Below are 26,474 nucleotides of genomic sequence, written 5' to 3'. Positions count from 1 at the left end.
GCCGACGCAGCTAACCATGAAAATCCCTAAGCGATTACAGCCCCTGGTCGATGATGGAATGATCGACGAGGTGCTGGTGCAGTTAATGAGTGGTAAAGAGGCGCAGGTATATGTCGTGCGCTGCGGCGAAGAAGTACGTTGCGCCAAGGTCTTTAAAGAAGCTAAACAGCGTAGCTTTAAGCAGGCCGTGCAATACCAAGAAGGGCGCAAGGAGCGTAATAGTCGTCGTTCGCGCGCCATGGCCAAAAAGACTCGCTACGGTCAAAAAGAGCAGGAACAGGCGTGGCTGAATGCAGAAGTCGATGCGCTGTATCGTCTTGCTGCCGCAGATGTGCGCGTGCCTGAGCCGCATGGTTTTGTTGATGGCGTACTGCTCATGGAAATGATCAGCGATGCCGAGGGTAACGTAGCACCACGTTTAGGCGAAGTGACACTAACCGAGGAGCAAGCGCTGCGCTACCACGCCAAAGTGATTCAGGACGTAGTGCGAATGCTGTGCGCAGGTTTGATCCATGGCGACTTATCTGAATTCAACGTGCTGGTTGACGCCGAAGGGCCGGTGATTATCGATTTGCCCCAGGCGGTGGATGCGGCGGGTAACAACAGCGCGGCGGCAATGCTAGAGCGCGATGTTGATAATATGCGCGCCTACTTCGGTCGTTTTGCCCCCGAGCTACTGACTACTCACTACGGTAAAGAAATGTGGGCCTTGTATGAAGCAGGCAAGCTACACCCTGATAGTAAGCTGACTGGCCATTTTGAGCTTGATAGCCACATAGCCAATGTCGATGAGCTATTGGAAGTGATTGATGATGCCATTGAGGAAGAGGCTGATCGCCAGGCGCGCATCCGCGGTGATGATGACGAAGATTAAAAATAGCAGTACTTAACACCTAATATCAGTGACTTAAAGTCTAGTACTGAACAACTAGCACTTAACAACTAGCTCATAACACCCGAAAGCCCTTAGCAGTGGTAATCTAACGTCTACGCTTAGCAGGTTAACAATTGCGTTTTAACGTTAAAGGTTAGGGTGGAGGAGAGCGTGAAGGGCATCCGTGTCAGCGCAGAAAGTGCAAAGGGACTTGTAACATCGCTTACCGTAGGCGCCGTGGGCGGCATCGTTTTTCATCTCTCCGGTTTACCGCTAGCCTGGATGCTAGGCCCGCTGATTGCCAATCTGCTGGTATCGGCAAAAGGAATTAGCGTTGGCGTACCGGAGCCGCTGCGCAACGTATTTTTAGCGGTCATGGGGTTGGTGCTGGGCAGCCAAGTAACGCCGCAGCTTGCCCATCGTGTGCTGGACTGGCCAATCTCGGCGGCACTCTTGCTGGCCGGTGTTGCGGCATCCACCGCGGTTGCCGCGGCGTGGTATCGTCGCTGTGGCTTCGACCCGGTCAGTGCTTGGTTTGGTGCATCGCCAGGGGCCATGACGGCCATGATTATGCTTGGCGATCAATGTGGCGGCGACCCGCAACGCATCGCCATTGCCCAGTCACTACGGATTATTCTCGTTATCCTGTTTCTGCCTCCCCTGTTTTGGGCATTTGAAGGCGGTGCAGGTGACATTGGACCAGCCCAGGCTGCCCTTGAGCACGGCTGGATGCTGCTCACTATTCCTTTCTTATTACCCGTGGGCCGGTGGCTGCGCATTCCAAGTTCGGCGTTACTTGCGCCGCTTATTATGGCGGCCTTGCTATCTGGGTTTGGGCTGGCAAGCCTTACGTTGCCTGGTTGGGGAATGAACCTCATGTTGTGGGTGCTAGGCAGCGCGATTGGCTCGCGTTTTCAAGGCATGACACGACGCCTGCTCGGGCGTTATTTATGGCAGTCGGGGGTGGCGACGCTGCTTGCACTGGTGGTGTTAGCACTGTTTGCTGAACTGATCCATCAGCTGTTGGGCGTGCGCCGTGACGTAGCCCTATTAGCGCTGGCTCCCGGTGGCATCGGTGAAATGGCTATTCTTGCTGTCACGCTTAATATCGACCCCGTGTTTGTAGCATTTCACCACTTACTGCGTATGGTCACACTGATGATCTTGGCCCCTTTTTGGGCTCGTTGGCTATTGCGTCGCCAATCTTCTTAACTACATCTGTCTATTAAGGTAACGAAAGGACTTTCTATGTTGTCACGTACGCTAGCGCCGCTGTTCCGTTACTTTGAAACGCGGGTGAACCCCTATCCCGAAGGTGAGGTTGCCACGCCACCGAAAGGACTGCTGCCGTTTATTTGGCATTTTTCGCGCCCTGTATGGCCGTGGCTATTGCTGATGTCGGTCGCGACTGCCTTGGTTTCCGCGGCGGAGGTGGTGTTTTTTAGTTATATGGGCGACTTGGTCGATTGGCTGGGTAACGTAGAACGCGCGAATTTCTGGTCGGATCACGGGCTTTGGCTGGCAGGCGTGGGCTTGTTAGTGATTATCGGCCTGCCGCTACTGGTACTGGCGCAGTCTCTGGTGACCCACCAAAGCATCTTCGGTAACTACCCGATGATCGGCCGCTGGCTTTCTCACCGCCATATGCTAAGCCAAAGCTTGGCCTTTTATCAGGATGAGTTTGCAGGGCGGGTGTCGCAAAAAGTCATGCAAACAGCGTTGGCCATCCGTGAGACTGTCACCAAAGTGATGGATCTAATGGTTTACGCCATTGTGTATTTCACTGGGGCGGCAATTTTATTAGGCCGTGCAGACCCGTGGCTGTTGCTGCCGCTGGGGCTTTGGTTGATCGGTTATTTAAGCATTATGCGCTTTTTTGTCCCGCGTCTGCGTGATGTCTCAATGGCTCAGGCCGATGCCCGAGCCCAGATGACGGGGCGCGTGGTTGATAGTTACAGCAATATCCAAACGATTAAACTGTTCGCTGATACCGAACGTGAACAGAGCTACGCCAAGGATGCGATGCAAGGTTTTATGGACACGGTGCATCGTCAAATGCGGCTAGTCACCATCATGAGTGTTTGCCTGACGCTGCTCAATACGCTGCTACTGGTGGGAACGGCGGGTATGGCGCTCAGCGCTTGGTATTTTGACGCTATTTCTCTGGGCGTGTTAGCGATTGCGATAGCCCTGGTCATGCGTATCCGCTTTATGTCGGATTGGATTTTATGGGAAGTGGCCGGCCTGTTTGAAAATATTGGTACGGTGCAAGATGGTATGAATACCATCGCCCAGGAGCCCACGATCAAAGATGCGTCGAATGCCAAAGCGCTTGCGGTTCCCAATGGCGAAATTGTGTTTGATGCGCTGCGCTTTCAGTACGCCCAGGCTAAGGGTGAAAGTAAAAACGTCTTTGACGGGTTGAGCCTGACGATTAAACCTGGCGAGAAAATTGGCCTGATTGGCCGATCCGGAGCGGGTAAGTCCACCCTGGCCAATCTGTTGCTGCGCTTTTATGACCTACAGGGCGGGCGTATCCTGATTGATGGACAAAATATTGCTGACGTTACCCAGACTTCATTACGTCATCAGATTGGCATGGTGACTCAGGATACCTCGCTGCTGCATCGTTCACTGAGAGATAATATTCGCTACGGTAGTCCTCATGCCAGCGATGATGATGTGTGGCAAGCAGTGTGCCGCGCCCACGCAGATACGTTTATTAACGAACTGGTCGACCCTAAAGGACGGCGCGGTTTAGACGCCCATGTCGGCGAGCGCGGTGTGAAACTCTCCGGTGGACAGCGCCAGCGTATTGCCATTGCTCGCGTGCTGCTTAAAAACGCCCCTATTCTGGTGCTGGACGAGGCTACCTCAGCGTTAGATTCCGAAGTGGAAGCTGCGATTCAAGAGCAGCTTGATTCGCTGATGGAAGGCAAAACGGTGATCGCCATTGCGCACCGGCTCTCTACCATTGCGATGCTTGACCGGTTAATTGTGGTCGATGAAGGTCGTATGGTGGAAAGCGGCACACACCAGGAGTTGCTGGCACAGAATGGCATTTACGCCAGCCTGTGGCAGCGCCAGTCCGGGGGCTTTTTAGGGCACGATCTTGATCTTGGCCTTGATACTGACCCCAGTGCCCTCATTTCATATTAGACCAGTCGTTTACTAGGCTTTTTAGTACTAGGCACTGTTGACGACATGTGTTCAATAGGAGGTAGTGATGAAAGCCATTCAGCTTCGAGAGCCCGGCGGTTTAGCTAAACTGGACGTGGTTGAACTAACGGCGCCAGGTGAGCCTGGCCCAGGTGAAATTAGAGTACGGCTGCGCGCCAGCTCACTTAACTTTCATGACTATGCCGTGGTAGCAGGGATGATTCCCACCGCAGATGGCCGTATTCCCATGTCGGATGGTGCCGGCGTGGTCGAAGCGGTCGGGGAAGGCGTTAGCGAGTTCGCTGTCGGTGATGCAGTCGTGTCGACGTTTTTTCCTGATTGGCTGGAAGGGCCCGCGCGAGTAGGCGACTTCACTACCACGCCAGGGGATGGCATTGATGGCTATGCTCGCGAGCAAGTGGTGGCCGCCGCTACCTCATTCACCCATCAGCCGCAAGGTTACAGTCATGCGGAGTCTGCGACGCTAACGACCGCAGGCTTGACCGCTTGGAGGGCACTAGTCGTTGATGGTGGGTTAAAAGCGGGGGACACCGTGCTAGTGCTGGGCACCGGGGGTGTTTCCATTTTTGCGCTACAGTTTGCCAAGATGATGGGGGCGCGGGTAATTGCCACATCGTCTTCTAATGAAAAACTGACCCGCCTGCGCGAACTGGGCGCTGAACACACCATTAACTATAAAGAAACGCCTGACTGGGGCAAGGCCGTTAAGGCATTAACGAATGGTGAAGGCGTCGATCATGTTATTGAAGTGGGCGGCCCTGGTACGCTGCCGCAATCGATTGATGCGGTGAAAATTGGCGGGCATATCGCGCTGATTGGTGTGCTAACCGGTTGGGAAGGTGAAATACCGACAGCCAAGCTGATGGCTAAGCAAGCTAAGCTGCAAGGGCTTATTGTGGGTAGTCGTCGTCATCAAATCGAGATGATTCATGCTATCGAAGCGGCTAATGTGAAGCCGATTATTGACCGTGAGTTTGCACTGAGCGACATTGCCGATGCCTTCCGCCACCAGGAGTCTGGCAAACACTTCGGCAAGATTTGTCTGACTTTCTAGCTAGGCAGCGCTTATCACTGGATTTAGTTAACTTTTTTAGTTTTGGAATGTTGCCATTGCACGCCCACTGAGTAGTGGGTGTGCAAAAAAGATCACGTTTCCAAGCGGCTATACACGACGCCTTTGACTTCAAGTTCCCAAATATCATCATAAGGAACGGTTACTCCTTCGATATCGCCTGGGTCACCCGTGCTGTTTTTGATCTGCGTTTCAGGAATGACCTTTAACCCCGTGAAGCCTACATGTTGAATACGTGCGCTAAATCGATTTCCCTCATGGTCGATAAGCACCCGTTCGCCTGCAATGCACTTTGAAAGCTTTTCATGCAGTTCTGCCATAGTGACGTTAACTACGCTCATTGTCGCCTCCTGCGCTTTGCTCTCATATTAGTTAGCTACTGTATAACGACTTTATTTTAGACGATAAGTTCGGCTAACCCCTCAATGACAATATGAGGCATGCTAACCTTAATCCACTAATTTATGTTCGAGGCGGCATATGACGCAGCGCTCAACGAAGACTGCTTTTTCGCTATGGGAAATGGTGGCACTTGAGTCGTTTCAAACACCAGAGCAGACCCAAGCTAGCCAGTGGCGGCGTAGTTGGCGAGCAGCAACTACATGGATAGTAGGTAGAGAAGCCTCGGAACGCCAAGCAAAAGAAGAGAGTGAGCTGTGTAAGTTACCTGAAGTCGCACTGTCGCACTGGGTGCCTGCTATTGATTGGACGCCGGCGGCTCGCGCCCTCAGCCAAGTAACGGAAGAGTGTGTTGATGCGCCAGTCGTGCTGTTTATTTCGCCACCTCATGGTGGCCATGGGGCTGTCGTTAGCCATTGGGCGCAGCAGCAGGGCGTCAATTGCATATCTGCACCCACCCTCAACGAGCTTACAGAGGGTTGCCTAGAGTGGGTCGAGCGCTGTGGTTCCCAGCGTCAGTGGGTAATCCCCGCCTTAGAGCGGCATTTTTTACGCCATACCCAAGGACTGCAGGGCGTCCGTGAATTGTTAGAGCGGGCGTTAAGTGGCCGTTTGGGGCAGGGCGTGATTGGTTGTGATAGCTGGACGTATGCTTATCTGCAGCATGCGGTGGGGTTGGAAGGTGTCCCTGTGGTTACCTTGCAGGCGTTAGAGGGCGAGCAACTGGCACACTATTTTGCTCAGTTGGCGGATGATGATGGCGTCCGCCCGACGGTGTATAGCTCCCGCACGGGACAGCTGATTCTTGCTGACGTTAGTGAAGATAGCGCTGGTGGTGAGTGTTCTTATAAAGAGTTGCAACGCCTTGCGGCCCACTGTCGAGGGCATTTAGGTATTGCTTGGCACTACTGGCGAGAGCGACTGCGCGAACCGGCGGGAAATGACGAAAGTGGCCGTTCACAAGAGCAGTCTCAAGGGCAGCCAAAAGAGTCGTCAAAAGAGCCGTCAAAAGAGCTGTGGCTATTGGATGCATTGGCGGAAGCGGAGCTAGCGTCAGATACGGGGGATGTGGCAACGCTGTTGCTGCATGCACTGCTCATTCATGGGGGGCTAGAGGATCAAGCGTTAGGGTATGTGCTGCCATTCTCAAGTCATGAAGCGCTAAACGCACGGTTAGCACTTGCTCGCCAAGGAATTCTCCGTTGCCATCAAGGGCGCTGGCAAGTCGCCCCATTAAGCTACGCAAGCGTGCGGCAACTACTGGAATCGCGCAACTATCTAGTTGACCCGCTTTAGGAGCTTATATGGACGATCAAGAGCAGTACGCCAAGCTGTTTAATGATATTGATAGTCAAGCGCTGATTACCTTAGGAGTCATTCTAGCGAGTACGGTGCTATTGATTATTGTCAGCCAGCGAGGATTGAACTGGTTAGCCAATCGCTTGCATGGCCAAGTGCGGTTTAGAGTATTTGCGCTGGTGCCACTAACCCGGTTATTGATTTTAATTACCGCACTGGCTGTGGCTGTACCTATCGTTATTGAGCCTTCATTGCGCAATATGGTAACGCTACTGGGTGCCATTGGCCTAGCGATTGGCTTTGCCCTAAAAGATTACGTAAGTAGCTTGATTGCCGGAGTAGTATCTGCCGTTGAATTGCCCTATCGGCCAGGGGATTGGGTCAACATTGAAGGGACTTACGGCGAAGTAAAGCACGTTGGCATGCGCACAGTAGAAATAGTAACGCCCGACGATGATTTGGTCTCGGTGCCTCATCTTAAACTTTGGGATTCTGCTATTTATAACGCTAACAATGGCGACGTTAGTCTTCAGTGTGTGGCAAGTTTTTATCTTCACCCGGAGCACGAAGCAGGCTGGGTGCGTAAAGCGTTACGAGACGTCGCGTTAACCAGTGCTTACCTTAAGTTTGATAAGCCGATTATTGTCGTAGCGGAGGAGAAACCTTGGGGCACGCATTACCGTATTCGCGCTTATCCGGTGGATCCTCGGCAGCAATTTTTATTTATCACCGATTTGACCGTGCGCGGTAAACAAGTGCTAAGTGCAGCGGGCGTTACTCCGGCGTTGCTACCGCCTGATGCAGCCTTGGACTCACAGGGCGCCACTAGTCACTGACTACGACCTGTAGTCGTCGGCGACATAAGTGCCGACGACTACAAGGGGGGTATGTTAACCGAGTGACGGTTTAAGCAGTTGCTTCCGGTAGTTCGGCACTGTGGAAAACATTCTGAACATCGTCCAGCTCTTCGAGCATGCCCAGCAGTTTCTCAAATATCACCACGTCATCGCCGTCGATGGGCGTGGGGGTTTGTGGTAAGAATTGGATTTCGTCTACTTCGAAATCAATCTCACCGAAAGCATCCAACAGCGCTTGTTTGGCTTTAGCGTAATCGGTATGCGGCGCAAACACCGTGATCCGTTCCTCTTCCTGCTCAATGTCGGTAACGTCGACATCGGCTTCCATGAGTGCTTCAAGCACAGCTTCTTCATCACTGCCCGCAAACGAAAAAATCGCGCAGTGATCAAACATGTGACTAACGCTACCGGGAGTGCCAATTTTGCTTTTCGTTTTGGTAAAGCAACCGCGCACATCACCAAAAGTGCGATTGGGGTTGTCGGTCAAACAGTCGACGATCACCATCACGTTACCGGGACCAAAGCCTTCATAGCGCGCGGGTGAAAAGTCTTCGCCGCCTGCGCCGCTCGCTTTATCCAAGGCTTTATCGATAACGTGAGACGGTACCTGATCTTTCTTAGCACGCTCCATTAAACCGCGTAGCGCAAGGTTACCGTTTGGATCTGTGCCGCCTGCTTTAGCGCAGACGTAAATTTCACGTCCATACTTGCTGTAAACCTTGGTTTTCGCAGCGGCCGTTTTGGCCATGGATTCCTTACGGTTTTGAAACGCCCTACCCATATTGAAGTCCTTTATTAGCCATGAACCGCCTGCATAGCAGGCGTCATCGTTTTCAAAAAGGGGAAAATTTTACCCAACAGCGTACCATGCTAACAGCGTTATTTAAGGGGATGGATTTATTCGCTAAACGCTTGTGCGACTGTCGTATACTCAGCCAACCTACATTGTTGTCTTTCAAGGAGAGAAAAATGCCGTTGTCACTCTGGCTATCGCTGGCCGCTATCTGTGCCATGGGGGCGATGTCACCAGGGCCTAGCTTGGCACTGGTACTGCGCCATACGTTAGGAGGTGGTCGCTTACCCGGCATGACGGCGGCGATTTTTCATGCGCTGGGCGTCGGGTTCTATGCGTTGCTCACCGTATGGGGCTTAGGTGCGCTTATTGTGCGCCATCCAGATTTATTTCAACTAGTGACATGGTGTGGGGCGGCCTATTTAGCCTGGCTGGGGATAAAAGCATTACGGGCGGGCAGAGGTGGAGCGCTATCCCCCGATGCCGCAGTGACGACGCCGCGACAAGCTGCCAAGGAAGGGGTGCTGGTGGCGCTGGGTAATCCCAAGTTGATCATTTTTTTTGTGGCGCTATTAAGTCAGTTCGTGACGCCTGAAATGAGTGTCCTTGCCAAGGCAATTATCGTCGCAACTGCGATTATTATTGATGGGGGCTGGTACGTTTTAGTAGCAGTAGGGCTTTCACACTCTCGCGTATTGCCCTGGCTCCAGCGCCATGCCCACTGGATCAATCGAATCACTGGGGTGCTGCTTATTGCACTGGCGCTGCGCGTTGTTGCAGGGCCGATTAGTTGATAAGCCGCACTGGTGTAACGGCCAATGCCGTGGCATGGTAAAGCCTATGCTGGTGGAGTCATTTAGGGGGCCTTGCGATGATGATTTATGAGCAGGATTGTTATACCCATCAAGGCAAGCCATTTAACTTGCGGGCGCTGCGCGGGCAGGTGTTATTGGTCGTTAATGTGGCCAGTAAGTGTGGCTTTACCCCGCAGTTAAAAGAGCTGGAAAGTTTGTACCAGCGCTACCGAGATCGTGGCTTTACGGTGCTTGGCTTCCCCTGTAACCAGTTTGGTAAGCAGTCGCCGGAGAGTGCAGAGGCTTTCTGTATCTTCGGCGAACAGCAGTTTGGCGTCAGCTTTCCACTAATGGAAAAAGTGTCAGTGAATGGTCCAAACGCCCATCCGCTGTTTGTGGTGCTTAAACAAGAAGCACCGGGCGTGTTAGGCACCAAAGCGATCAAGTGGAATTTTACCAAGTTCTTGGTGGGACGCGATGGCAGGGTGATCGCACGGTTTGCTCCCAACGATCATGGCCTGTCACTGCGGCTTGCGCTGGAGGCCGCCCTTGATAAAGAGTAAAGAGCAAGCTAAACGGTTAGAGCTCGCCACGGGTAACCATTAGTCGCTGCATTAACTCTACCCAGCGATGACGAACCATCATCGTGGTTAATCCAGAAAACAGCGCCCAACTTTTGCGCCGCCAGCCTTTCAGGCGCAAGTTGTGGCTTACCAACTGCTTCATCAGCGCATAGTCATCGAATTTTCGCCATTCACTGGCAATAGACAGCTGGTGCCTCGCCATCACTGGAGCAAGCTCCAAGCGGAACATCCACTCTAGCTCCTTCAGCGACATATCATGCTGTTCGATCATCTCAATCATATGGGCGTAGTCACGCTCGCTTGGCTCACGGTCCAGCCATAGCGGTGCAAGAGCAAGCCATAGGTCGCCGCGTTCATCGACTAGCTGCTGTGCGTTCATCAGGGTCTCGTCGGCAAGGAGTTGTCTGGTCGCTATCCTGCCGTGAATGGCGAAGAAGCTCAAGAGCGGACAGGGCGCGTCTAGACCGCTAGAATACCCCCACACGGTAATGGCACTGCCATGCTGATAGCGACATCAATCTGATAAAGGGGTCCAATGTGATCATTAAACCAAAAGTGCGTGGCTTTATCTGCACCACCACTCACCCTAAAGGCTGCGAGCAAAACGTTCTGGAACAGATCGAAGCGACCCGTGCGCGTGGTTTAGATAAAAGCCAAGACCCTAAAAAGGTGCTGGTGATTGGTGCTTCCAGTGGCTACGGCTTGGCAGCGCGTATTACAGCTGCCTTTGGTTATGGCGCTGATACCCTAGGTGTTTTCTTTGAAAAGCCTAGTAGTGAGAAAAAAACCGGCACTGCTGGTTGGTACAACAGTGCGGCATTTGACAAATTTGCCAAGCAAGAAGGCCTGTACAGTAAGTCAATCAATGGTGATGCGTTCTCTAACGAAGCGCGTGAAAAAGCTATTGAATTGATCAAACAGGACATGGGTGAAGTTGACCTGGTGGTGTACTCCCTAGCTTCACCAGTGCGCAAGTTGCCAGATACTGGGGAAGTAAAGCGCTCGAGCCTGAAGCCGATTGGTGAAACGTATCGCGCTACCGCGATTGATACGAATAAAGACGCCATCATCGAGGCAGAAGTCGAGCCTGCCACTCAGCAAGAGATCGACGATACCATCACAGTAATGGGCGGTGAGGACTGGGAGCTATGGATGAGCGCCCTGGACGACGCGGGTGTGCTGGCGAAAGGCGCGCGTAGCGTAGCGTTTAGCTATATCGGTACTGAAATTACCTGGCCGATTTACTGGCACGGTGCGTTGGGTAAAGCGAAAGAAGATCTTGATCGCGCCGCGACTGCGATTGATGCCAAGCTGAAAGAGACAGGCGGTGGTGCCAATGTTGCCGTGCTTAAGTCGGTCGTTACCCAGGCGAGTGCGGCGATTCCAGTCATGCCGCTGTATATCGCCATGGTCTACCGCATCATGAAAGAGCAGGGCCTGCATGAAGGCACTATCGATCAATTAAACCGCCTGTTTGGTGAGCGTCTCTACTCTGGTCAGCATGACGATATGGTTACTGACGACCAAGGCCGCCTACGTCTTGATGACTGGGAGCTGCGTGACGACGTACAAAAAGCCTGCCAGAACCTATGGCCGACTGTCACGACAGAGAACCTATTCGCAATTACCGACTATGCTGGATATAAGCACGAATTTTTGAAGCTGTTTGGCTTCGAGCGTGATGACGTAGATTACGACGCAGATGTGAACCCTGATGTTCACTTTGATGTCGTTACACTATAGCGCTAAGCGTGACGAGGAGGGTTAATCGCCGCGCTGTTGATCATCTAACCGGAAAGCGAGAGGTGTTGTATGGATACCAAGGAAAGCAAAACCCGGGAAGAAGAGATAGAGCACGTAATGAGTGAACGTCTGCCTGAGGACTATGAAACATCTCAGCCGCAACGGCAGCCAGAAGCGAAAAAGTCCCCTAACGGGCTACATAAGGTGCTTCCTTTAGTCATTATCGTGATGGGCATTATCGTTGCGGGCATTGTCATCCTGGGGCTTGGCAATAGCGGCGGTTAACCAAGACACATACTCCTTCTGTTGCCGGGCCTAGTGCCCGGCAATTTTGTATTTATGCCTCCTATTTTAGTTTTAAGAGCCATAGCGCTGCCTTCACTTGCGCAATTGGGTAAGATGGCTTTTTCTCTAGCTATTTATCTAAGTTGGCGGCGATTTCTATGCAGCAAAGCAACTTGTTATGTCCTCAAGTACGTTGATGTCATCCGCCAGTGAACGTCGGCGGGTGGCCTTTGTGTTGCTGCCTGGTTTTTCGCTGTTGGCCCATGCGAGCGCTATCGAGCCGCTGCAGATGGCCAATCAGCTAAGCGGGCAGATGCTTTACCACACCGTTACGTTAAGCTTAACCGATGAGCCTGTGCGCAGCGGCGCACAACTTTCCTTACTCGCTCAACATGTCTTAGGCGCTCCGCTCGGTCCGCTTGATATGCTGTTGGTATGTGCCCCTACACCACTACCCTATGCACTGCCCGCCAAGCTAAATGAGTGGCTGCGCAGTCATCAGGGCAGAGGTGTGGCTATTGGTGGCCTTGCGGGAGGCACGGAAGTGCTTGCCCGCTGCGGGCTATTAGAAGGCTACCGCGCCACATTGCCCTGGCAGCGCTTCGATGCGTTTGCACAGGCTTATCCTCAGGTCACGCTTTCTCAGCAACTGTTTGAAATTGACCGCGATCGGATAACCTGTGCCGGTGGCACTGCGGCAATGGATATGATGCTAACGCTGATTGGCAAGCATCACGACCAGCGCCTTGCCGAGCAGGTTTCAGAGCAGTTCGTTTGTGATCGCATTCGCTTAGCCGATGAACGCCAGCATGTACCACTGCGTAATCGCCTTGGCCATGCGCCACAAAGCCTGGTAGATGCCGTCACGTTGATGGAAGCTAATATTGAAGAGCCGCTTTCTACGCTAGAGCTGGCCGAGCATTTGGGTATTTCTCGACGCCAGCTAGAGCGACTGTTCAAAAAGTATCTGCAGGCAGTGCCTAGCCGCTATTACCTGGATTTGCGCCTACAAGATGCGCGTAAACAATTAAGAGAGAGCGATCGGCCGGTAGGTGATATCGCGCTGATGACCGGATTCTCTTCTGGTGCGCACTTTTCTACCGCCTATCGTAATCACTTTGGCATTACACCGCGGGAAGAACGGCTTGGATAAGCGCGGCTTTTCATAATTTACCGTCCCAATACTGAAAGCACGGCGTCTATTGCCCCCCGTATACTGAATCTATCCTTTACTCCACCGGAGGTATCGTCCCATGAGCTACACCCCAAGCCGTCAGGATTTCGATAACTACATGGCGCCAAACTACTCGCCACAACAGATTATTCCAGTGCGTGGCGAAGGCAGCCGCTTGTGGGATCAGCAGGGGCGTGAATATATCGACTTTGCTGGTGGTATTGCAGTGAACTCGCTTGGCCACTGTCACCCGGTGCTAGTGAATGCGCTTAAAGAGCAGGGCGAAAAGCTTTGGCACCTGTCTAACGTATTCACCAACGAGCCAGCACTGGCGCTTGCCAAAACACTCACTGAGCGTACTTTTGCCGATAAAGTGTTCTTGTGCTCATCCGGTGGCGAAGCTAACGAAGCCGCGCTGAAGCTAGCCCGCCGTTGGGCGGTAGACCACCATGGCGAGCAGAAAGATAAAATTATCTCGTTTTATCAGTCTTTCCATGGCCGCACTTTCTTCACCGTGAGTGTGGGTGGTCAACCCAAGTATTCTCAAGGCTTTGGCCCAGTGCCAGGCGGCATTCTGCATGCCAACTTCAATGACCTGGAAAGCGTACGCAAGCTAGTGGGCGACGATACCTGTGCCATTATGGTTGAGCCGATGCAGGGCGAAGGCGGCATTGTTCCCGCGACCCAAGAGTTCCTTCAGGGCCTGCGTGATCTGTGTGACGAACACAACGCGCTGCTGATTTTTGACGAAGTACAAACGGGCGTTGGCCGCAGCGGTGAACTTTACGCCTACAAAAATTTCGGTATCACTCCGGATATTCTCACCAGTGCCAAGTCATTGGGCGGCGGCTTCCCGATTGGTGCCACTTTAACCACGGATGCGATTGCGAAATCTCTGGCAATTGGTACCCATGGTTCTACCTATGGTGGCAATGCGTTGGCATCTGCGGTTGCTCTGGCGGCTGTGGAATTCATTGATACTCCTGAAGTACTTAACGGCGTTAAGCATCGTCACGACCTGTTCCGTGAACATTTAGAAACCATCAACCGCAAATATGGCGTATTTAAAGAAATTCGCGGTATGGGAATGCTGATGGGCGCACAAATGTCGGATGCCTTCGAAGGCCGCGCTAAAGACATTCTGCCGCTGGCTATCGAAGAGGGTGTGATGGCCCTGATTGCTGGTCCCAACGTGCTACGCATGGCGCCATCTTTAGTCATTCCGGAAGAAGATATTGCTGAGGGTATGGCGCGTTTAGAGCGTGCTATTGAGCGGCTAGTTGCCAGCGCATGAGTAGGCAAGAAGCCACACAAGAGGGGGCGTTAAGGATGCTGGTAATTCGACCGGTAACAATGGCTGATCTTCCAGCCCTGGAGCAGTTGGCTGAGCACGCGGTACCGCGGCTCACCAACCTGCCCGCCAACCGTGATCGGCTTGAGGAGCGCATCGTGCGCTCCCAGGAAGCCTTTAATAGTGAAATAGAGTTCCCTGGTAACGAGCACTACATGTTCGTACTGGCGGATGATGACCGCGAGGAAGTGCTAGGCACGGCGACTATTCGTGCCCAGGCAGGCGCAGCAGAAGCCTACTACACCTATCGCCAGGAAACGCTGATTCATGCTTCTCAACAGCTGAATGTGCGCCGGGAAGTGCAAACCTTGGCGCTTTCTCATGAAGCCTCTGATGCCACACTGCTCTGCGCGCTATCGCTTAATCCGCGCTACAAAGGCACCAGTGCAGAAAGTCTGTTACGCCGTGCGCGACTAATGTTCATTGCTCAATACCCCGAGCGTTTTTCACGCATTCTGGCGGTCGCCTTTCCGGGCTATCTGGATGGCAAAAACGAATCGCCTTTTTGGGAAAGCGTCGGTCGCCACTTTTTTGCGCGCAGCTTCCAAGAAATGAATCACATTGCTGGCGTTCGCTCGAAAAGCTTTATTGCTGAAGTGATGCCGCAATTTCCGCTTTATCTACCGCTGCTAACGCCTCAGGCACGCGCTGCCATTGGCCGAGATCATCCTGCCCATGAAGATGCACTAGCAGAAATGCTGGCAGAAGGCTTTGTGCGCTCTCGCCATGTCGATATTTTCGACGCAGGGCCGATTGTAAAAGCTGAGCGTGAGCGATTGGAAACCTTCTGTCGTGCTGCTTGGCATCCTGTCAGGGTACGCCCTGAACACGCACTGCCCGATGCAGAGCCTGCGATGATTGCCAACCAAACCTTAGGTGATTTCCGCTGTATTGTGGCGCGTTATGCGCTTTCGCCTACTGGGCAATTAATGCTTTCACCACAGCACGCTAAACGGTTAGGTGTTGAAGAGGGGCGCGCGGTGCTGGTAGCGCCGTTAAGCCTGCCAGGCGCGGTAGATGCGCTTGATGAAGGAGAAATGTAATGCGCATTCGACCCATTGCCCGAGACGATTTGGATGGGCTCCAGGCGCTTGCGCAACAGGCAGGCGTTGGCTTTACCTCACTGCCGGATAACCGTGAGTTTTTGGCTGGAAAAATTGAAGCCGCTGCCCGTGCCTTTGAAGAGCGCACACCAGCCGATGATCGACTCTATTTCTTTGTACTGGAAGATGAACAGAGCGGAGAGTTGGCGGGCTGCTGTGCTATTGAAGGCCAGGTAGGTCGTGAAGTGCCGTTTTATAATTACCGGTTAGGTACATTGGCGCACTCTTCGGTGCAGTTAGACTTGCACCGCACAATCGACACGCTATTTTTAAGTTCTGATCACACCGGCGATGCGGAAGTATGCTCGCTGTTCTTACGCCCTGAATATCGCGGCGAAGCAAATAAACACCTACGTAATGGCGCGCTGCTTTCCAAAGCTCGCTGGCTGTTTATTGCTCAGTTTCGTGACCGTTTTCCGCAAAAAGTGCTGGCGGAAATGCGTGGCGTGTTTGATGAAAATAACACCAGCCCCTTTTGGGAAAGCCTGGGTAAGCACTTTTTTCCCATGGACTTTAATGAGGCTGACCGGTTAACCGGACTAGGCCAGAAAAGCTTTATCGGTGAGCTGATGCCTAAGTTCCCGATCTACACCACCTTTATGTCGGAAGAGGCACGTGCCTGTATTGGCCAAGTGCACCGCCATACTCGACCAGCCCTTGAAATGCTTAAGAAAGAGGGACTGCGCTGGGAAGGCTATATCGATATTTTCGATGGTGGCCCCACGGTGGAAGCCTATATTGACGACGTGCGAGCGATTCGTAATTCGCAGCTCTGCCAAGTGGAAGTTTCTCAAAATGCTCCCGACGAAAGCGTCAGCCGCTGGCTGGCAGCCTCTACTGAGATGCTTAACTTCACCGCCAGTTGGATAGGCCGAGGACCCAGCGAGGAAAACACCATCGTGCTTAACCCGCAAGAAGCGGACCGCCTGGGTGTGACGACGGGTGACCACGTACGCTTATTGGAAACCTAGTTTTTCAAGAACCGTTTTTCAAAAATAGCCTTTCAAGAACAGCTTTTCGAGAACAGCTTTTCAAGAACGGTTTTAAACAGTCTTTCAGAATAAATATACATAACAAGCTCGCACAACAAGCACGCATACGGGAAGGAGATAAACATGCACGCCCAACAGCAGCAACTGATTAACGGCGCCTGGGTAACGGGCGATGCCGACACCTTCACAAAGCACGACCCGGTTTCAGGAACACTGCTTTGGCAAGGTGCTTCGGCCTCAAACGCACAGGTTGGCGCCGCTATTGATGCCGCGCGTGTGGCTTTTCCTGAATGGGCGCGCACTACGTTTGCTGAGCGCCAAGCACTTGTTGAGCGTTTTGTTGAGGTACTTACCGCCCGTCGTGAAGAGTTAGCGGTAGCGATTGCCTCTGAGACCGGCAAGCCGCTTTGGGAAGCACGCACTGAAGCTGGCGCGATGGTCGGAAAGGTGGCGTTGTCTATCAAGGCTTATCATGAGCGCACTGGTGAGCGGGAAAAAGAAGTGGGTAGTGCGAAAGCTGTACTGCGCCATCGCCCCCACGGTGTCATGGTGGTCTTTGGCCCCTACAACTTCCCCGGCCACCTGCCCAATGGCCATATGGTACCCGCGTTGCTTGCCGGTAATACCGTGGTATTTAAGCCTAGCGACCAAACCCCGTTGACCGCCGATTTAACCCTGCAGTGCTGGGTGGAAGCAGGGCTGCCTGCAGGGGTGATTAACCTAGTGCAAGGTGGTGTCGCTGTAGGCCAAGCCTTGGCAGCGCACCCCGGCATTGACGGCCTGCTGTTTACGGGCAGCGCTAAAGTGGGTGGCATGTTGCAGCAGCAGTTCGCCGGGCAGTTGGATAAAATCCTGGCGCTGGAATTGGGCGGCAACAACCCGCTGGTGGTGAAGGATGTCGACGACGAGCGTGCTGCCGTACTGACTATTCTGCAGTCGGCGTTTTTATCCGGTGGTCAGCGCTGCACCTGCGCCCGCCGCTTGATGGTGCCGCAAGGGGACGTTGGCGATCGCCTGATCGACGCGCTTTCCGACGCTATCGCCAAGCTACACGTGGCAGGGCAATTTGAAGAAGCACCGGCGGCGCCGTTCTATGGCGGCTTGGTCAGCGTGGCAGCTGCCGATGGCTTGCTTAAGGCGCAAGACGAGCTGGAAGCCCTGGGCGGTACGGTAATTAACCGGATGCAGCGCCTTAAAGAGAACACCAGCCTGTTAAGCCCGGCACTGATTGATGTCACAGGGTTGGACGTGCCCGATGAAGAGCATTTCGGCCCACTGCTGAAAATCCATCGTTACAGCGATTGGGATGAAGCGTTAGCCCTTGCCAACGATACACGCTACGGCTTGTCTGCAGGACTTATCGGTGGTGATAAAGCCGACTGGGACGACTTCCTGCTACGCATTCGTGCGGGTATCGTGAACTGGAACCGCCAAACCACTGGGGCTTCTGGCGACGCTCCCTTTGGTGGCGTAGGTGACAGCGGTAACCACCGCCCCAGCGCTTACTATGCGGCGGACTACTGCGCTTACCCAGTGGCGTCTATGGAAGCCGATAGCCTGGAAATGCCGGAAACGCTGCCGCCAGGAGTCAACCTATGAACGGCGTGGTGAATAGCAACGTGGTTAATAACAGCGTCAAAGAAGTCAACTTTGACGGCTTGGTTGGGCCCACCCACAACTACTCAGGGCTGGCCCATGGCAACGTGGCGTCGATGAGTCATGGTGGTCTGGTGTCCAACCCTAAAGAGGGCGCACTGCAAGGGCTTCTGAAAATGAAGTCACTGATGGATGCTGGTTACGCTCAGGGCGTATTGCCCCCTCAACAACGCCCTGATGTGGGTGCATTGCGGGATTTAGGCTTCAGCGGTAGCAATAGCGACGTGCTGAACCGTGCCGCCAAAGAGGCACCCCAACTGCTGAGGGCGGTCTGCTCAGCCTCCAGTATGTGGACGGCCAACGCAGGCACCGTTACCCCAAGTGTTGATGCGCCTGACCGCCGAGTGCATTTTACACCGGCTAACCTGCAGTCCAGTTTTCATCGCTACCTCGAGCCGCAAACCACCGGCCGTGTGCTGCAGGCTATTTTCCATGATGAGCAGCACTTTGCTCATCACCCGGTACTGCCAGCAACGCCTGCTTTTTCTGATGAGGGCGCGGCCAATCACAGCCGGCTATGCGGTGAACACGGCGAGCCAGGCGTTCACTTATTTGTGTATGGTCGTCAAGCATTTGGTGACGTGCGTAGCGGCGAACGTGAGCCAAAACGCTTCCCCGCTCGGCAAACCCTGGAAGCCAGTCAAGCAGTGGCCCGCCAGCACGGGCTAACGGATGCACAAACGGTGTTTGCTCAGCAGCATCCGGATGCTATCGATGCGGGTGTCTTCCACAATGATGTCATTGCCGTGGGTAATGGCCCCGTATTGCTCTATCACGAAATGGCCTTTTTGGATGAAGCGCGCACCTTAGATGAGCTGCGTAGCAAAATGTCCACACCACTGATTCCCGTGCGGGTGTCGCTAGATGCGGTGAGCATGGAAGATGCAGTAGCGTCGTACCTGTTTAACTCCCAGCTCCTTTCCAACCCGGATGGCACCATGACGCTGGTCGTGCCCAGCGAATGCCAAGAGCGCGACGCGGTTTGGCGCACGATCCAGGACTTTATTCTGGCCGGCAATAATCCGATTAGTGATGTGGTTGTTAAAGATGTTAAACAGAGCATGCGCAACGGCGGAGGCCCTGCTTGCTTGCGCCTGCGGGTTGCCCTATCCGAAGCCGAACGAGCAGCGTTGACCGGCCGCGTATTAATGAATGATGCGCTGTACGCTGATCTGACTGCTTGGGTCAACCGTCACTACCGTGATCGCCTTGCGGCAGATGATCTAGCCGACCCTAAGCTCGCTACAGAAGTGCTCACGGCGTTAGATGAGCTGACGCAATTGCTAAAAGTGGGATCAGTTTACCCGTTTCAGTTGGGGTAAGAAGTACACCCAGCAAAAACGCCAAGGCACAGCCTTGGCGTTAATCGTATATGACTGCAACGGATTGGCTTCAAATATTTGGTAGTGCGTGGTAAACCTACAGCGCACCCGCAATGTTCGCGGCTCAGGGGGAGTGGTTAGGAGGGGAGTGGTAGTATTCGCTAAGTGCTCTAACGACTAACCACCAAAACTAGAGATCGGTATTTTGAAAAAAGTATTAATGAGTGCCTGCCTCTTAGGGAAAAAGGTTCGCTATGATGGTGGGGCCCTTCCCGTGGCTGACCAGATTATTGAGCAGTGGCATTCTGAAAGGCGAATCGTTTCTGTCTGCCCTGAGGTTGAGGCGGGGATGAGTATTCCCAGACAGCCTGCAGAGATTTTTGAAGGCAATGGTCAGAGCGTAATAAATGGCGACGCCGATGTGATTGAAAAAGAGGGAGCCAATGTCACTGCCGAGTTTTTGGCGGGGGCTTCCGTTGCTCTAGATTTATGTCTTAAATTTAATATAAGCGTCGCGGTACTCGCTGAATCTAGCCCATCATGCGGAAGTTCCGCTATCTATGATGGCAGTTTTTCCGGTAAAAAAGTGCCAGGCATGGGAGTAACCGCCGCACTGCTCCGCCAGCATGGTATACGGGTGTTTAATCAGTATGAAATAGCGGAGGCCAATCAAGCGCTTCTCGCTAAACATGATGATTAAAGCGTCGAGAGCTAACCAGAGGCTCCCTAGCACTCGGTGTACCGCGTCTTATCGGCTTAATATCCTACGGTAAATGCCTGTTGAATATGTGTTGGCGTTTCTGCTTCATCAAGCATAGCCACTGCAAAATCCTCCATTGAAATACGCGATTCCCCGTTCTTATCCATGACAAGAGTGTCCGAGCCAAGGCGAAAGCTGCCTGTCCGCTTTCCAGGGACGAGCATGGCGGCAGGAGAGACGTAGGTCCATGCTGTGCGAGTTTCGGCAAGGCACCGTTGGTACTGTGCTTGGCAAGCCTTGGCAATTTCTAGTGCTGTTGCTGGTAGAAAGTCGGGGGCTGTTAACACCGTTTCCCCGCTGCGTCCGGGAATTAGCAATCGAGCGGCTCCGCCCACTAATAGCACACGTTGTTCGGCGAGAGCGCTGTTGAGAATCACATCCGTGAGTGTCACCAGCAGCGCTTCCTGCCCCTCTGGTGGGCGAACAGCGCTGATCAATAAATCCTGGCCTTCGACCGCCTGCGTTAGCTGGTGCGGGGCTGATATGTCGGCGACACAGTAGCTTGCCTCAGCAGGCAGCTTGTTACGCTGACTTTCAGTTCTTACTACACCTGTGACGTGATGTCCCCGCGCTAACGCCTCACTCATAATGCGTGTTCCGACGTCACCTGCGGCACCGAGTATCGCGATTTTCATGATCGTTATTCCTTGGTTGAGTGGATCTTGATTGAGTAGATATTCAGTTAGTACGAGAAAGCTGTTTGGCTTTGCCAATATTGAGCAAGAATACCTGCGCCAATTAAGACAATGCCTAGGAGTAGGCCCTCAGGAGCGGCTTCTCCCTGGAGGAAGATCGCAACAGGCACCCCCACGACAGCGCCGACGGAACCCAATAAGCTCAGGAATACGGGGCCACCGCTTTTCTGGAGCAGGAACAGTAGAAAGAACTGGCCTGCGAACACTAGCGCTTGGAGTGCAATCAGCATGATGGGCAAGTGGTGTTGAGTTGGAACACGCAACGAAAAGCCTGGTAAGAAGCCTATTCCTAGCAGGATTACAACGGCGGCAATCAGCATGCCGGGGGCCAGAGCACCGCTCGACACACCTGCAGGCCAGCGCAGAGTCCGGTAGATGTTGCCGATGGCTAAGAGCACTGGGCCAGCCAGGGCAATCAGAATCCAGAGGTGATTGGCATCAGGTGACGATAGCTTATTGGCGGCTAAGGTGATGGCACCCAACAGCGCAGACATAACACCAGCCGCTCGCATAAATTGAAATTTTTCTATTTTCAATAACAGCGCACCAATGTAGGTGAGCAGCGGCGGTAGCGTAATGATCAAGGCAACGAACCCAGCACCCACATGTGGGATAGCGGAGAAGAAGATCAAGTTAGAGCCAGCCACGCCAAGCAGTGCGGATACTGAGTAGTACTCAACCGAGCGCAAGCTTATAGGCGGTAAATGACCACGCAGTGCTGAGACGGCCAACAGAATTAACGCCGCCCCAGTGATTGACCAAAACAGAAATGCGAGTGCAGATAGCTGCATTTCCCCAGCAAATTTAGCCAAATTTGTTGACAGGCCGAGTAGGGCGCCACCTGACAGTAGGTAAATCAGTGGTGCAAGCCAGGCCCTTTTTGGTGAGTGTGTAGCAATTGTGTTTGATAATGCCATTAGATATGCTCTCAATTAATGTCTTGATATCAAGATATATGCGGGTTCTCTTGACGTCAAGATAAATGAGCTGAATGATAATTAGGAGCGCAGTATTTCTATGGATCATGTGGATAGAATTCTTAATCAGTGGCGACAGGAAAGGCCTGACCTTAATGTTGCACCGATGGCCACCCTTGGGCGGATTAAGCGACTGAGCTACTGCTTAACCCGTGAACTGGAAAAGACCTGGACAAAGTACGGGCTGAACGGTGCAAGCTTTGACGTTTTGGCGACCCTTCGCCGAGAAGGCCCCCCTTTTGCGTTATCGCCAGGGGGGTTAATGGCTTCCACGATGGTGACCTCTGGCACCATGACTCACCGTATCAACCTGTTGGAGAAGGCTGGTTTGATTGAGCGGGTCAAAAACCCAGAGGATGGGCGCGGTTTTTTGATCTCTCTTTCACAGCGTGGATTTGAATTGATTGATGAGGCGGTTACCGCTCATGTGGAAGCTCAGGCGCAACTGGTGAGTGGCCTCAGTGAAGAACAACTGGCGCAATTAGATGCTCTGCTGAAGCAGTTTTTAGCGGGATTGGAGCAGTAGTGATGTGTGCCATAACCGCTTACACATCGATATATGCTGCGCCCATTTGTTAAAGCGTTGAGGTGTTGGAATGAGCGAGCAGATATATCTCGAAAAGTCACTCAGCGTTGCGGTTTATCCGCCATTAAAGCGGGCGCTTGGTGTTGTGGACACTACCTTGCCTATGGTCGCCGTTGATGCAGGCTGCGGAGCAGGGCGCGATGCACTATTCATGGTAGAACACGGCTATACAGTGCATGCCTATGATAAAAGCGATGCAGCGATAGCGCGTCTGGAGGAGGTTGGAGAGCGTTATATTCATCAAACTCTATTTCCTAAAGTGTCCTGCTTTGAACAGTTTGTGTATCCCAGAACTGCGCTCATTAATGCATGCTCAAGCCTGTTTTTTTGTGATCCTGGGCTATTTGCCAGTGCTTGGCAAAACCTTACACGTTCACTACTGAAGGGCGGTGTATTCTGTGGCCATTTCATGGGGCCTGATGACAGCTGGGCAAAAATGGGGCGAGGAGATTTATCGATACACACCTATTCTGACATCCAAGCGCTTTTTAAGGATGCGTTTAGAGTCATCGATATTATCGAGCATAATACGCAGGGTAAGACACTGCTTGGTAAGCCCAAGCAGTGGCATATTTACGCCGTTGTTGCTCAAAAGGTTTAGTGACCAACATCGATAGAGTTTGAATGACTGCTTCTGAGCAGCATGGCAACAATTAAGTGATTTCTACAGCTGTGCCAGCCACTACGATTCCTCCTTGCGCAGGTACTTCGACCTGCAGCAGGCTTAAGCGTCCCATTGTTTCCCCTTGTCTTATAAGAAACTTCCCAGGCGCATCAATCAACTTGGCATCTCGCAGATACCCACCTAGTGCTGCAGCTGCAGCGCCGGTGGCAGGGTCTTCCACGACGCCGCCTATTGGGAAAGGATTCCGAGAGTGAAACAGACCGTTGTGCTCTCGAAAGACTAGCTGCAGCGTGGTCAACTCTTCTCGTAACATTAAAGCCTTCAGTTTTTCAAAATCGTAATCAAGTTGGCTTAATCGAGACTGTGAGTTGACCGCCAAAATAAGGTGCCACACGCCACCGTAGGCGAGAGCTGGGGGGATCGCTAGATCCAGCTCATCAGATGACCATTGCAGTAGCGCTAACACATCATCGACCAACGCTGTTGAGGCAGGTTTATGCGAGGGGGCTACCGAGGTTAGTGCTGCTTGAATCTGGCCATCGACCGAGCGAACCTCCACAGGTACTCGGCCAACGGCAGTATCCAGTTGGTAGGTGCCGGTACCACTTAAGCGCCCTAGCATAACGGCACTAGCAATCGTGGCATGACCACAAAAGTTGATCTCTGTCAGTGGGCTATAGTAACGAATGGTTCTAATGTTTCCGCTAGCTGGGGCGATAAACGCGGTTTCCGAGTAACCGACCTCTGCGGCTATGCTTTGCATCGTCTTAGTATCCGGCAACTCATCGCCAATCCAAACGCCGGCAGGGTTGCCTTTGCTAGGGTCGGTTGAAAACGCTGTTAGGTGGTATAGAGATTTACTCATGATGTTCTGCTCCGGAAGGAATTATGTTAGAGAGAACATCATTGTGACCTTAAAAAAAATAATGGAAACTGCATTATTGTCATCCATAGGGTTACTAAATTTTAGCCATGAGCGGAATCCCTTTTCCACCTTTAAACGCGCTTCGAGCCTTTGAAGCCGCCGCACGGTTAGGTAGCTTTGCTTCTGCTGCTCAGGAGCTGAACCTGACTCCAGCAGCCGTCAGCCATCGTATTAAAGAGCTAGAAGGTAGGCTCGATATTGCGTTATTTGTACGCCTACCACGTGGCGTACTTTTGACGGAGTCTGGTCGCCGCTACTATGGGCGTTTATCTAATGTTTTTACCCAAATCGAACAAGCAACTAAAGAACTGAGGCAGCAAGGGGTGGACGGTCCGCTGACGCTATCTGCCCCTCACTCTTTTATTCACTATTGGCTGATTCCACGGCTAGGTAATTTAAAAGCTCTTTACCCTGGGCTGGAGCTAACGTTACGTGGTGAAAGTGAGTTATTGAGTTTCCGCGATAATCAAGCTGATATCGGAATCCGTTTTGGCACAGGAGATTACCCAAACCTTCATGCTGAACACCTGATGGGCGATGCCGTGACGATACTTGCCCCTTCAACCCTAATTAGCAGCCTCCAGGATACTCGTCCTGAGAGTCTGTTACGTTCGCAGCTTTTATTGGAAGACAGTAGTGTTCACCCAACAGAGCCCTGGAATACTTGGCAGCCTTGGTTGCGTGAAGTAGGCGTTGAGTTACCTTCATCGCTACAGAAATTACAGTTCTCTGATAGCAGTCTAGCCTTAACCGCCTGCGCTGGTGGTCTTGGCCTTTGTATTGGTCGACACTCCATTGCCAGCCAGCTTCTTTTTGATCGGAAAATCCATGCGATTATGCCTTGGCGTAGCCACGAGTTCGCTTACTATCTAGTGTCACATCCGGCTGAAATTGAAAATCCACGTGTCATGGCATTTAAACACTGGTTAATTGAAGAATTTAAAAATTTTCAAATACCTTCCGCGCATGGATCAGCTTCCGAGTTGGTGAAATCGCAATAGTGAGCGCTATTATCGCTGTGCGGAGCTAGAGTCCTTGGTTGCGAATCCCCTCTGCTATTGCTTCCATAAACGTGCGTACTCTGGCTACACGGCGTAAGTCTGGGTGGGTGAGCAGCCATAGTGGAGTGGTCAGTGCTTCTATGGGGGCGCTTAGCCTGAGGAGGGCTTCATCGGCATCACCGAGATAGCAGGGGAGTACTGCAATCCCCGCCCCGTGGCGGACTGCTGATTGCATACCGAGCATGCTGTCTAGCTTGTAGGCGGCGCTTTTATCCATCATCCACTTTTCAAGTGCTGTATCGCCTAGATGAACATCCGGGCCTATCCAGGTTTCTTTTTGTAGTGACACTGGGTCTAGCGGCAGAGGGGGGTTTAGAAGGAGAGGAGCGTTTTGCCAAAGCGCCTTTTGTCCATAAATCGCCAGGTTGATATCGCTTACTCTGCGGCCTACGAGGGTTTCCGGTGGCTTACGGGTAGGGCGGATAGCGATATCGGCCTCACGCCGCGATAAACTTTGAAGCTGGTTGGAGATAACCACTTCCAGCGTGATATCTGGGTAGTGCTGGCGAAAATTTGCCAGTAGCGGTGAGAGTAGCCCTGCGAAAAGTGTGTCAGTGGTGGTAATTCGCAAGCTGCCGGTGAGGGTCAAATCCTGCCCAATAATGCGGCGCTCGGCGCCGTTGACTTCGCTCTGCACGCGTTTGGCTGAAGCGGTCAAATCATCCCCCGCCAAGGTCGGTGTATACCCTGTGCGGCTGCGCTCGAAAAGAGTCACCCCCAACCGCCGCTCCATATCACTTAAACGCCTAAAGACGGTGGCATGACTGATACGTAGCGCTCGGCTGGCGCCGGATAGCGATCCTGTTTCGGCAATCGCTAGCACAATTTGTAGGTCGTCCCATCTTATTTGCTGTTCATTCATGCAAACCTATCTCTTATTTTTAGCCAATTTTTGATCTTATGTGAACAGGTTAGTCTGTCATCAAACCAATCAACAGGGGAGATGCAGTATGAATGTATTGGTTGTCTTGGCTCATCCTGAACGCCAGTCGTTTAATGGCGGCTTAGTGGATATCGCGGTAAAACAGCTAGTAGATGCTGGGCACTGCGTCGAAGTGGATGATCTCTATGCCGAGCGGTTTGATCCAGTGGAGCGTACTGAGCTCTATCCGCACAAAGCAGTGGATGAGAACTATTTTTACCCTCTTAACGAGCAACGTGCTCACTACGAACAAAACACCTTGGCGCAGGATGTTCAGAGGGAACTGGCACGGCTGGAGTGGGCAGATTTGGTGATCTTCCAATTTCCTTTATGGTGGCACGCCCAGCCCGCCATTCTGAAAGGTTGGTTTGATCGTGTGCTGGTATATGGCGGACGCTATACGGTAGTTGTCAAGAAATCTGTCGCCTCTGAGGTCTTTTAGGCC

The 26,474-nt window shown here is 52.7% G+C and carries 28 protein-coding genes; 21 read left to right on the top strand and 7 right to left on the bottom strand.

Going from position 1 to position 26,474, the window contains the following annotated elements; all coding sequences use genetic code 11:
* Positions 1–16 precede the first annotated feature (16 nt).
* The 4 genes from INT19_RS01280 (at position 17) to INT19_RS01265 (ending at position 5,108) form a co-directional block, all read left to right on the top strand.
* The gene (locus tag INT19_RS01280) at positions 17–874 is read left to right on the top strand and encodes a PA4780 family RIO1-like protein kinase (RefSeq protein WP_193059401.1); all 858 of its coding nucleotides are present in this window, start codon (positions 17–19) and stop codon (positions 872–874) included.
* Between the two features lie 171 nt (positions 875–1,045).
* Positions 1,046–2,086, top strand: coding sequence for an AbrB family transcriptional regulator (locus INT19_RS01275; protein ID WP_193059400.1), 1,041 nt, complete (start codon positions 1,046–1,048; stop codon positions 2,084–2,086).
* A gap of 36 nt (positions 2,087–2,122) precedes the next feature.
* Entirely contained in the window at positions 2,123–4,033 is a 1,911-nt protein-coding gene (locus INT19_RS01270) for an ABC transporter ATP-binding protein (RefSeq protein ID WP_319022173.1), read from the top strand.
* A 67-nt stretch (positions 4,034–4,100) separates the two neighbouring features.
* Positions 4,101–5,108 (top strand): zinc-dependent alcohol dehydrogenase family protein, encoded by a 1,008-nt coding sequence (locus INT19_RS01265; protein ID WP_193059399.1) that lies wholly within the window; start codon positions 4,101–4,103, stop codon positions 5,106–5,108.
* A gap of 92 nt (positions 5,109–5,200) precedes the next feature.
* Here INT19_RS01265 and INT19_RS01260 read toward each other — a convergent pair whose 3' ends face one another.
* Positions 5,201–5,467, bottom strand: coding sequence for a hypothetical protein (locus INT19_RS01260; protein WP_125750576.1), 267 nt, complete (start codon positions 5,465–5,467; stop codon positions 5,201–5,203).
* A 139-nt stretch (positions 5,468–5,606) separates the two neighbouring features.
* On the opposite strand from INT19_RS01260, the gene INT19_RS01255 reads away from it, so the two are divergent.
* Both INT19_RS01255 and INT19_RS01250 read left to right on the top strand, forming a co-directional pair.
* Positions 5,607–6,821 (top strand): hypothetical protein, encoded by a 1,215-nt coding sequence (locus tag INT19_RS01255; RefSeq protein WP_193059398.1) that lies wholly within the window; start codon positions 5,607–5,609, stop codon positions 6,819–6,821.
* Between the two features lie 8 nt (positions 6,822–6,829).
* Positions 6,830–7,660, top strand: coding sequence for a mechanosensitive ion channel family protein (locus INT19_RS01250; RefSeq protein ID WP_193059397.1), 831 nt, complete (start codon positions 6,830–6,832; stop codon positions 7,658–7,660).
* A gap of 70 nt (positions 7,661–7,730) precedes the next feature.
* Here the strand turns inward: INT19_RS01250 and INT19_RS01245 are convergent, their stop codons facing one another.
* A complete protein-coding gene (locus INT19_RS01245) occupies positions 7,731–8,462 on the bottom strand; it encodes a YebC/PmpR family DNA-binding transcriptional regulator (RefSeq protein WP_193059396.1) in 732 nt (243 codons plus the stop codon).
* Between the two features lie 188 nt (positions 8,463–8,650).
* Here INT19_RS01245 and INT19_RS01240 point away from each other — a divergent pair, with 188 nt between their 5' ends.
* Together INT19_RS01240 and INT19_RS01235 are read left to right on the top strand one after the other, a co-directional pair.
* Positions 8,651–9,268 (top strand): LysE family translocator, encoded by a 618-nt coding sequence (locus tag INT19_RS01240; protein ID WP_051626348.1) that lies wholly within the window; start codon positions 8,651–8,653, stop codon positions 9,266–9,268.
* 77 nt (positions 9,269–9,345) lie between these two features.
* Entirely contained in the window at positions 9,346–9,831 is a 486-nt protein-coding gene (locus tag INT19_RS01235; RefSeq protein WP_193059395.1) for a glutathione peroxidase, read from the top strand.
* 16 nt (positions 9,832–9,847) lie between these two features.
* Here INT19_RS01235 and INT19_RS01230 read toward each other — a convergent pair whose 3' ends face one another.
* Positions 9,848–10,231, bottom strand: coding sequence for a DUF7079 family protein (locus INT19_RS01230; RefSeq protein ID WP_038477342.1), 384 nt, complete (start codon positions 10,229–10,231; stop codon positions 9,848–9,850).
* Positions 10,232–10,389: 158 nt separating this feature from the next.
* Here INT19_RS01230 and fabV point away from each other — a divergent pair, with 158 nt between their 5' ends.
* The 9 genes from fabV (at position 10,390) to INT19_RS01185 (ending at position 20,178) form a co-directional block, all read left to right on the top strand.
* Entirely contained in the window at positions 10,390–11,595 is a 1,206-nt protein-coding gene (gene fabV, locus INT19_RS01225; RefSeq protein ID WP_193059394.1) for an enoyl-ACP reductase FabV, read from the top strand.
* Between the two features lie 69 nt (positions 11,596–11,664).
* Complete coding sequence (locus tag INT19_RS01220) at positions 11,665–11,880, top strand: hypothetical protein (RefSeq protein ID WP_193059393.1); 216 nt, start codon at positions 11,665–11,667, stop codon at positions 11,878–11,880.
* Between the two features lie 178 nt (positions 11,881–12,058).
* The gene (locus INT19_RS01215; protein ID WP_193059392.1) at positions 12,059–13,033 is read left to right on the top strand and encodes a GlxA family transcriptional regulator; all 975 of its coding nucleotides are present in this window, start codon (positions 12,059–12,061) and stop codon (positions 13,031–13,033) included.
* Positions 13,034–13,133: 100 nt separating this feature from the next.
* The gene (locus tag INT19_RS01210) at positions 13,134–14,348 is read left to right on the top strand and encodes an aspartate aminotransferase family protein (protein WP_038477336.1); all 1,215 of its coding nucleotides are present in this window, start codon (positions 13,134–13,136) and stop codon (positions 14,346–14,348) included.
* A 35-nt stretch (positions 14,349–14,383) separates the two neighbouring features.
* Positions 14,384–15,448 carry an arginine N-succinyltransferase gene (locus tag INT19_RS01205; RefSeq protein ID WP_193059391.1) on the top strand — a complete coding sequence of 355 codons (1,065 nt, stop codon included), beginning with the start codon at positions 14,384–14,386 and terminating at the stop codon, positions 15,446–15,448.
* Positions 15,448–16,479, top strand: coding sequence for an arginine N-succinyltransferase (astA, locus tag INT19_RS01200; protein WP_193059390.1), 1,032 nt, complete (start codon positions 15,448–15,450; stop codon positions 16,477–16,479). Before INT19_RS01205 ends, astA begins: the two co-directional genes overlap by 1 nt.
* A 144-nt stretch (positions 16,480–16,623) precedes the next feature.
* Positions 16,624–18,099, top strand: a complete 1,476-nt coding sequence (gene astD, locus INT19_RS01195) for a succinylglutamate-semialdehyde dehydrogenase (protein WP_193059389.1) — start codon at positions 16,624–16,626, stop codon at positions 18,097–18,099.
* Positions 18,096–19,478, top strand: a complete 1,383-nt coding sequence (gene astB / locus INT19_RS01190; protein ID WP_193059388.1) for an N-succinylarginine dihydrolase — start codon at positions 18,096–18,098, stop codon at positions 19,476–19,478. The genes astD and astB overlap by 4 nt, the downstream gene beginning before the upstream one ends.
* Before the next feature lie 205 nt (positions 19,479–19,683).
* Positions 19,684–20,178 carry a DUF523 domain-containing protein gene (locus INT19_RS01185; RefSeq protein ID WP_226924420.1) on the top strand — a complete coding sequence of 165 codons (495 nt, stop codon included), beginning with the start codon at positions 19,684–19,686 and terminating at the stop codon, positions 20,176–20,178.
* A 56-nt stretch (positions 20,179–20,234) separates the two neighbouring features.
* Here the strand turns inward: INT19_RS01185 and INT19_RS01180 are convergent, their stop codons facing one another.
* Together INT19_RS01180 and INT19_RS01175 are read right to left on the bottom strand one after the other, a co-directional pair.
* Positions 20,235–20,873 carry an NAD(P)-dependent oxidoreductase gene (locus tag INT19_RS01180; RefSeq protein ID WP_193059387.1) on the bottom strand — a complete coding sequence of 213 codons (639 nt, stop codon included), beginning with the start codon at positions 20,871–20,873 and terminating at the stop codon, positions 20,235–20,237.
* 47 nt (positions 20,874–20,920) lie between these two features.
* Positions 20,921–21,850 carry a DMT family transporter gene (locus INT19_RS01175; RefSeq protein ID WP_193059386.1) on the bottom strand — a complete coding sequence of 310 codons (930 nt, stop codon included), beginning with the start codon at positions 21,848–21,850 and terminating at the stop codon, positions 20,921–20,923.
* A 100-nt stretch (positions 21,851–21,950) separates the two neighbouring features.
* On the opposite strand from INT19_RS01175, the gene INT19_RS01170 reads away from it, so the two are divergent.
* Together INT19_RS01170 and INT19_RS01165 are read left to right on the top strand one after the other, a co-directional pair.
* Entirely contained in the window at positions 21,951–22,436 is a 486-nt protein-coding gene (locus tag INT19_RS01170) for a MarR family winged helix-turn-helix transcriptional regulator (RefSeq protein ID WP_193059385.1), read from the top strand.
* A 70-nt stretch (positions 22,437–22,506) separates the two neighbouring features.
* Positions 22,507–23,097: a class I SAM-dependent methyltransferase gene (locus INT19_RS01165; protein ID WP_193059384.1), complete on the top strand. Its 591-nt coding sequence runs from the start codon at positions 22,507–22,509 to the stop codon at positions 23,095–23,097.
* A gap of 52 nt (positions 23,098–23,149) precedes the next feature.
* Here INT19_RS01165 and INT19_RS01160 read toward each other — a convergent pair whose 3' ends face one another.
* Complete coding sequence (locus INT19_RS01160) at positions 23,150–23,986, bottom strand: PhzF family phenazine biosynthesis protein (protein ID WP_193059383.1); 837 nt, start codon at positions 23,984–23,986, stop codon at positions 23,150–23,152.
* Positions 23,987–24,093: 107 nt separating this feature from the next.
* On the opposite strand from INT19_RS01160, the gene INT19_RS01155 reads away from it, so the two are divergent.
* Complete coding sequence (locus INT19_RS01155) at positions 24,094–25,047, top strand: LysR substrate-binding domain-containing protein (protein ID WP_193059382.1); 954 nt, start codon at positions 24,094–24,096, stop codon at positions 25,045–25,047.
* A gap of 25 nt (positions 25,048–25,072) precedes the next feature.
* On the opposite strand, the gene INT19_RS01150 is transcribed toward INT19_RS01155, so the two are convergent.
* A complete protein-coding gene (locus tag INT19_RS01150) occupies positions 25,073–25,969 on the bottom strand; it encodes a LysR family transcriptional regulator (RefSeq protein WP_193059381.1) in 897 nt (298 codons plus the stop codon).
* 88 nt (positions 25,970–26,057) lie between these two features.
* Between INT19_RS01150 and INT19_RS01145 the strand changes: the two genes are divergently transcribed.
* Positions 26,058–26,471, top strand: a complete 414-nt coding sequence (locus INT19_RS01145) for an NAD(P)H-dependent oxidoreductase (RefSeq protein WP_319022172.1) — start codon at positions 26,058–26,060, stop codon at positions 26,469–26,471.
* The last annotated feature ends 3 nt before the right edge of the window (positions 26,472–26,474 follow it).

The sequence above is a fragment of the Halomonas sp. 3A7M genome, assembly GCF_014897875.1.
GTDB lineage: Bacteria > Pseudomonadota > Gammaproteobacteria > Pseudomonadales > Halomonadaceae > Vreelandella.
This window is presented reverse-complemented; position numbering and strand designations above follow the sequence as displayed.

Coding starts and splice junctions, on each gene's coding strand:
- INT19_RS01280 (WP_193059401.1), top strand. CDS start 17: ATGAAAATCCCTAAGCGATTACAGCCCCTGGTCGATGATGGAATGATC.
- INT19_RS01270 (WP_319022173.1), top strand. CDS start 2,123: ATGTTGTCACGTACGCTAGCGCCGCTGTTCCGTTACTTTGAAACGCGG.
- INT19_RS01265 (WP_193059399.1), top strand. CDS start 4,101: ATGAAAGCCATTCAGCTTCGAGAGCCCGGCGGTTTAGCTAAACTGGAC.
- INT19_RS01260 (WP_125750576.1), bottom strand. CDS start 5,467: ATGAGCGTAGTTAACGTCACTATGGCAGAACTGCATGAAAAGCTTTCA.
- INT19_RS01255 (WP_193059398.1), top strand. CDS start 5,607: ATGACGCAGCGCTCAACGAAGACTGCTTTTTCGCTATGGGAAATGGTG.
- INT19_RS01250 (WP_193059397.1), top strand. CDS start 6,830: ATGGACGATCAAGAGCAGTACGCCAAGCTGTTTAATGATATTGATAGT.
- INT19_RS01245 (WP_193059396.1), bottom strand. CDS start 8,462: ATGGGTAGGGCGTTTCAAAACCGTAAGGAATCCATGGCCAAAACGGCC.
- INT19_RS01240 (WP_051626348.1), top strand. CDS start 8,651: ATGCCGTTGTCACTCTGGCTATCGCTGGCCGCTATCTGTGCCATGGGG.
- INT19_RS01235 (WP_193059395.1), top strand. CDS start 9,346: ATGATGATTTATGAGCAGGATTGTTATACCCATCAAGGCAAGCCATTT.
- INT19_RS01230 (WP_038477342.1), bottom strand. CDS start 10,231: ATGAACGCACAGCAGCTAGTCGATGAACGCGGCGACCTATGGCTTGCT.
- INT19_RS01220 (WP_193059393.1), top strand. CDS start 11,665: ATGGATACCAAGGAAAGCAAAACCCGGGAAGAAGAGATAGAGCACGTA.
- INT19_RS01215 (WP_193059392.1), top strand. CDS start 12,059: ATGTCCTCAAGTACGTTGATGTCATCCGCCAGTGAACGTCGGCGGGTG.
- INT19_RS01210 (WP_038477336.1), top strand. CDS start 13,134: ATGAGCTACACCCCAAGCCGTCAGGATTTCGATAACTACATGGCGCCA.
- INT19_RS01205 (WP_193059391.1), top strand. CDS start 14,384: ATGCTGGTAATTCGACCGGTAACAATGGCTGATCTTCCAGCCCTGGAG.
- astA (WP_193059390.1), top strand. CDS start 15,448: ATGCGCATTCGACCCATTGCCCGAGACGATTTGGATGGGCTCCAGGCG.
- astD (WP_193059389.1), top strand. CDS start 16,624: ATGCACGCCCAACAGCAGCAACTGATTAACGGCGCCTGGGTAACGGGC.
- astB (WP_193059388.1), top strand. CDS start 18,096: ATGAACGGCGTGGTGAATAGCAACGTGGTTAATAACAGCGTCAAAGAA.
- INT19_RS01180 (WP_193059387.1), bottom strand. CDS start 20,873: ATGAAAATCGCGATACTCGGTGCCGCAGGTGACGTCGGAACACGCATT.
- INT19_RS01175 (WP_193059386.1), bottom strand. CDS start 21,850: ATGGCATTATCAAACACAATTGCTACACACTCACCAAAAAGGGCCTGG.
- INT19_RS01170 (WP_193059385.1), top strand. CDS start 21,951: ATGGATCATGTGGATAGAATTCTTAATCAGTGGCGACAGGAAAGGCCT.
- INT19_RS01165 (WP_193059384.1), top strand. CDS start 22,507: ATGAGCGAGCAGATATATCTCGAAAAGTCACTCAGCGTTGCGGTTTAT.
- INT19_RS01160 (WP_193059383.1), bottom strand. CDS start 23,986: ATGAGTAAATCTCTATACCACCTAACAGCGTTTTCAACCGACCCTAGC.
- INT19_RS01155 (WP_193059382.1), top strand. CDS start 24,094: ATGAGCGGAATCCCTTTTCCACCTTTAAACGCGCTTCGAGCCTTTGAA.
- INT19_RS01150 (WP_193059381.1), bottom strand. CDS start 25,969: ATGAATGAACAGCAAATAAGATGGGACGACCTACAAATTGTGCTAGCG.
- INT19_RS01145 (WP_319022172.1), top strand. CDS start 26,058: ATGAATGTATTGGTTGTCTTGGCTCATCCTGAACGCCAGTCGTTTAAT.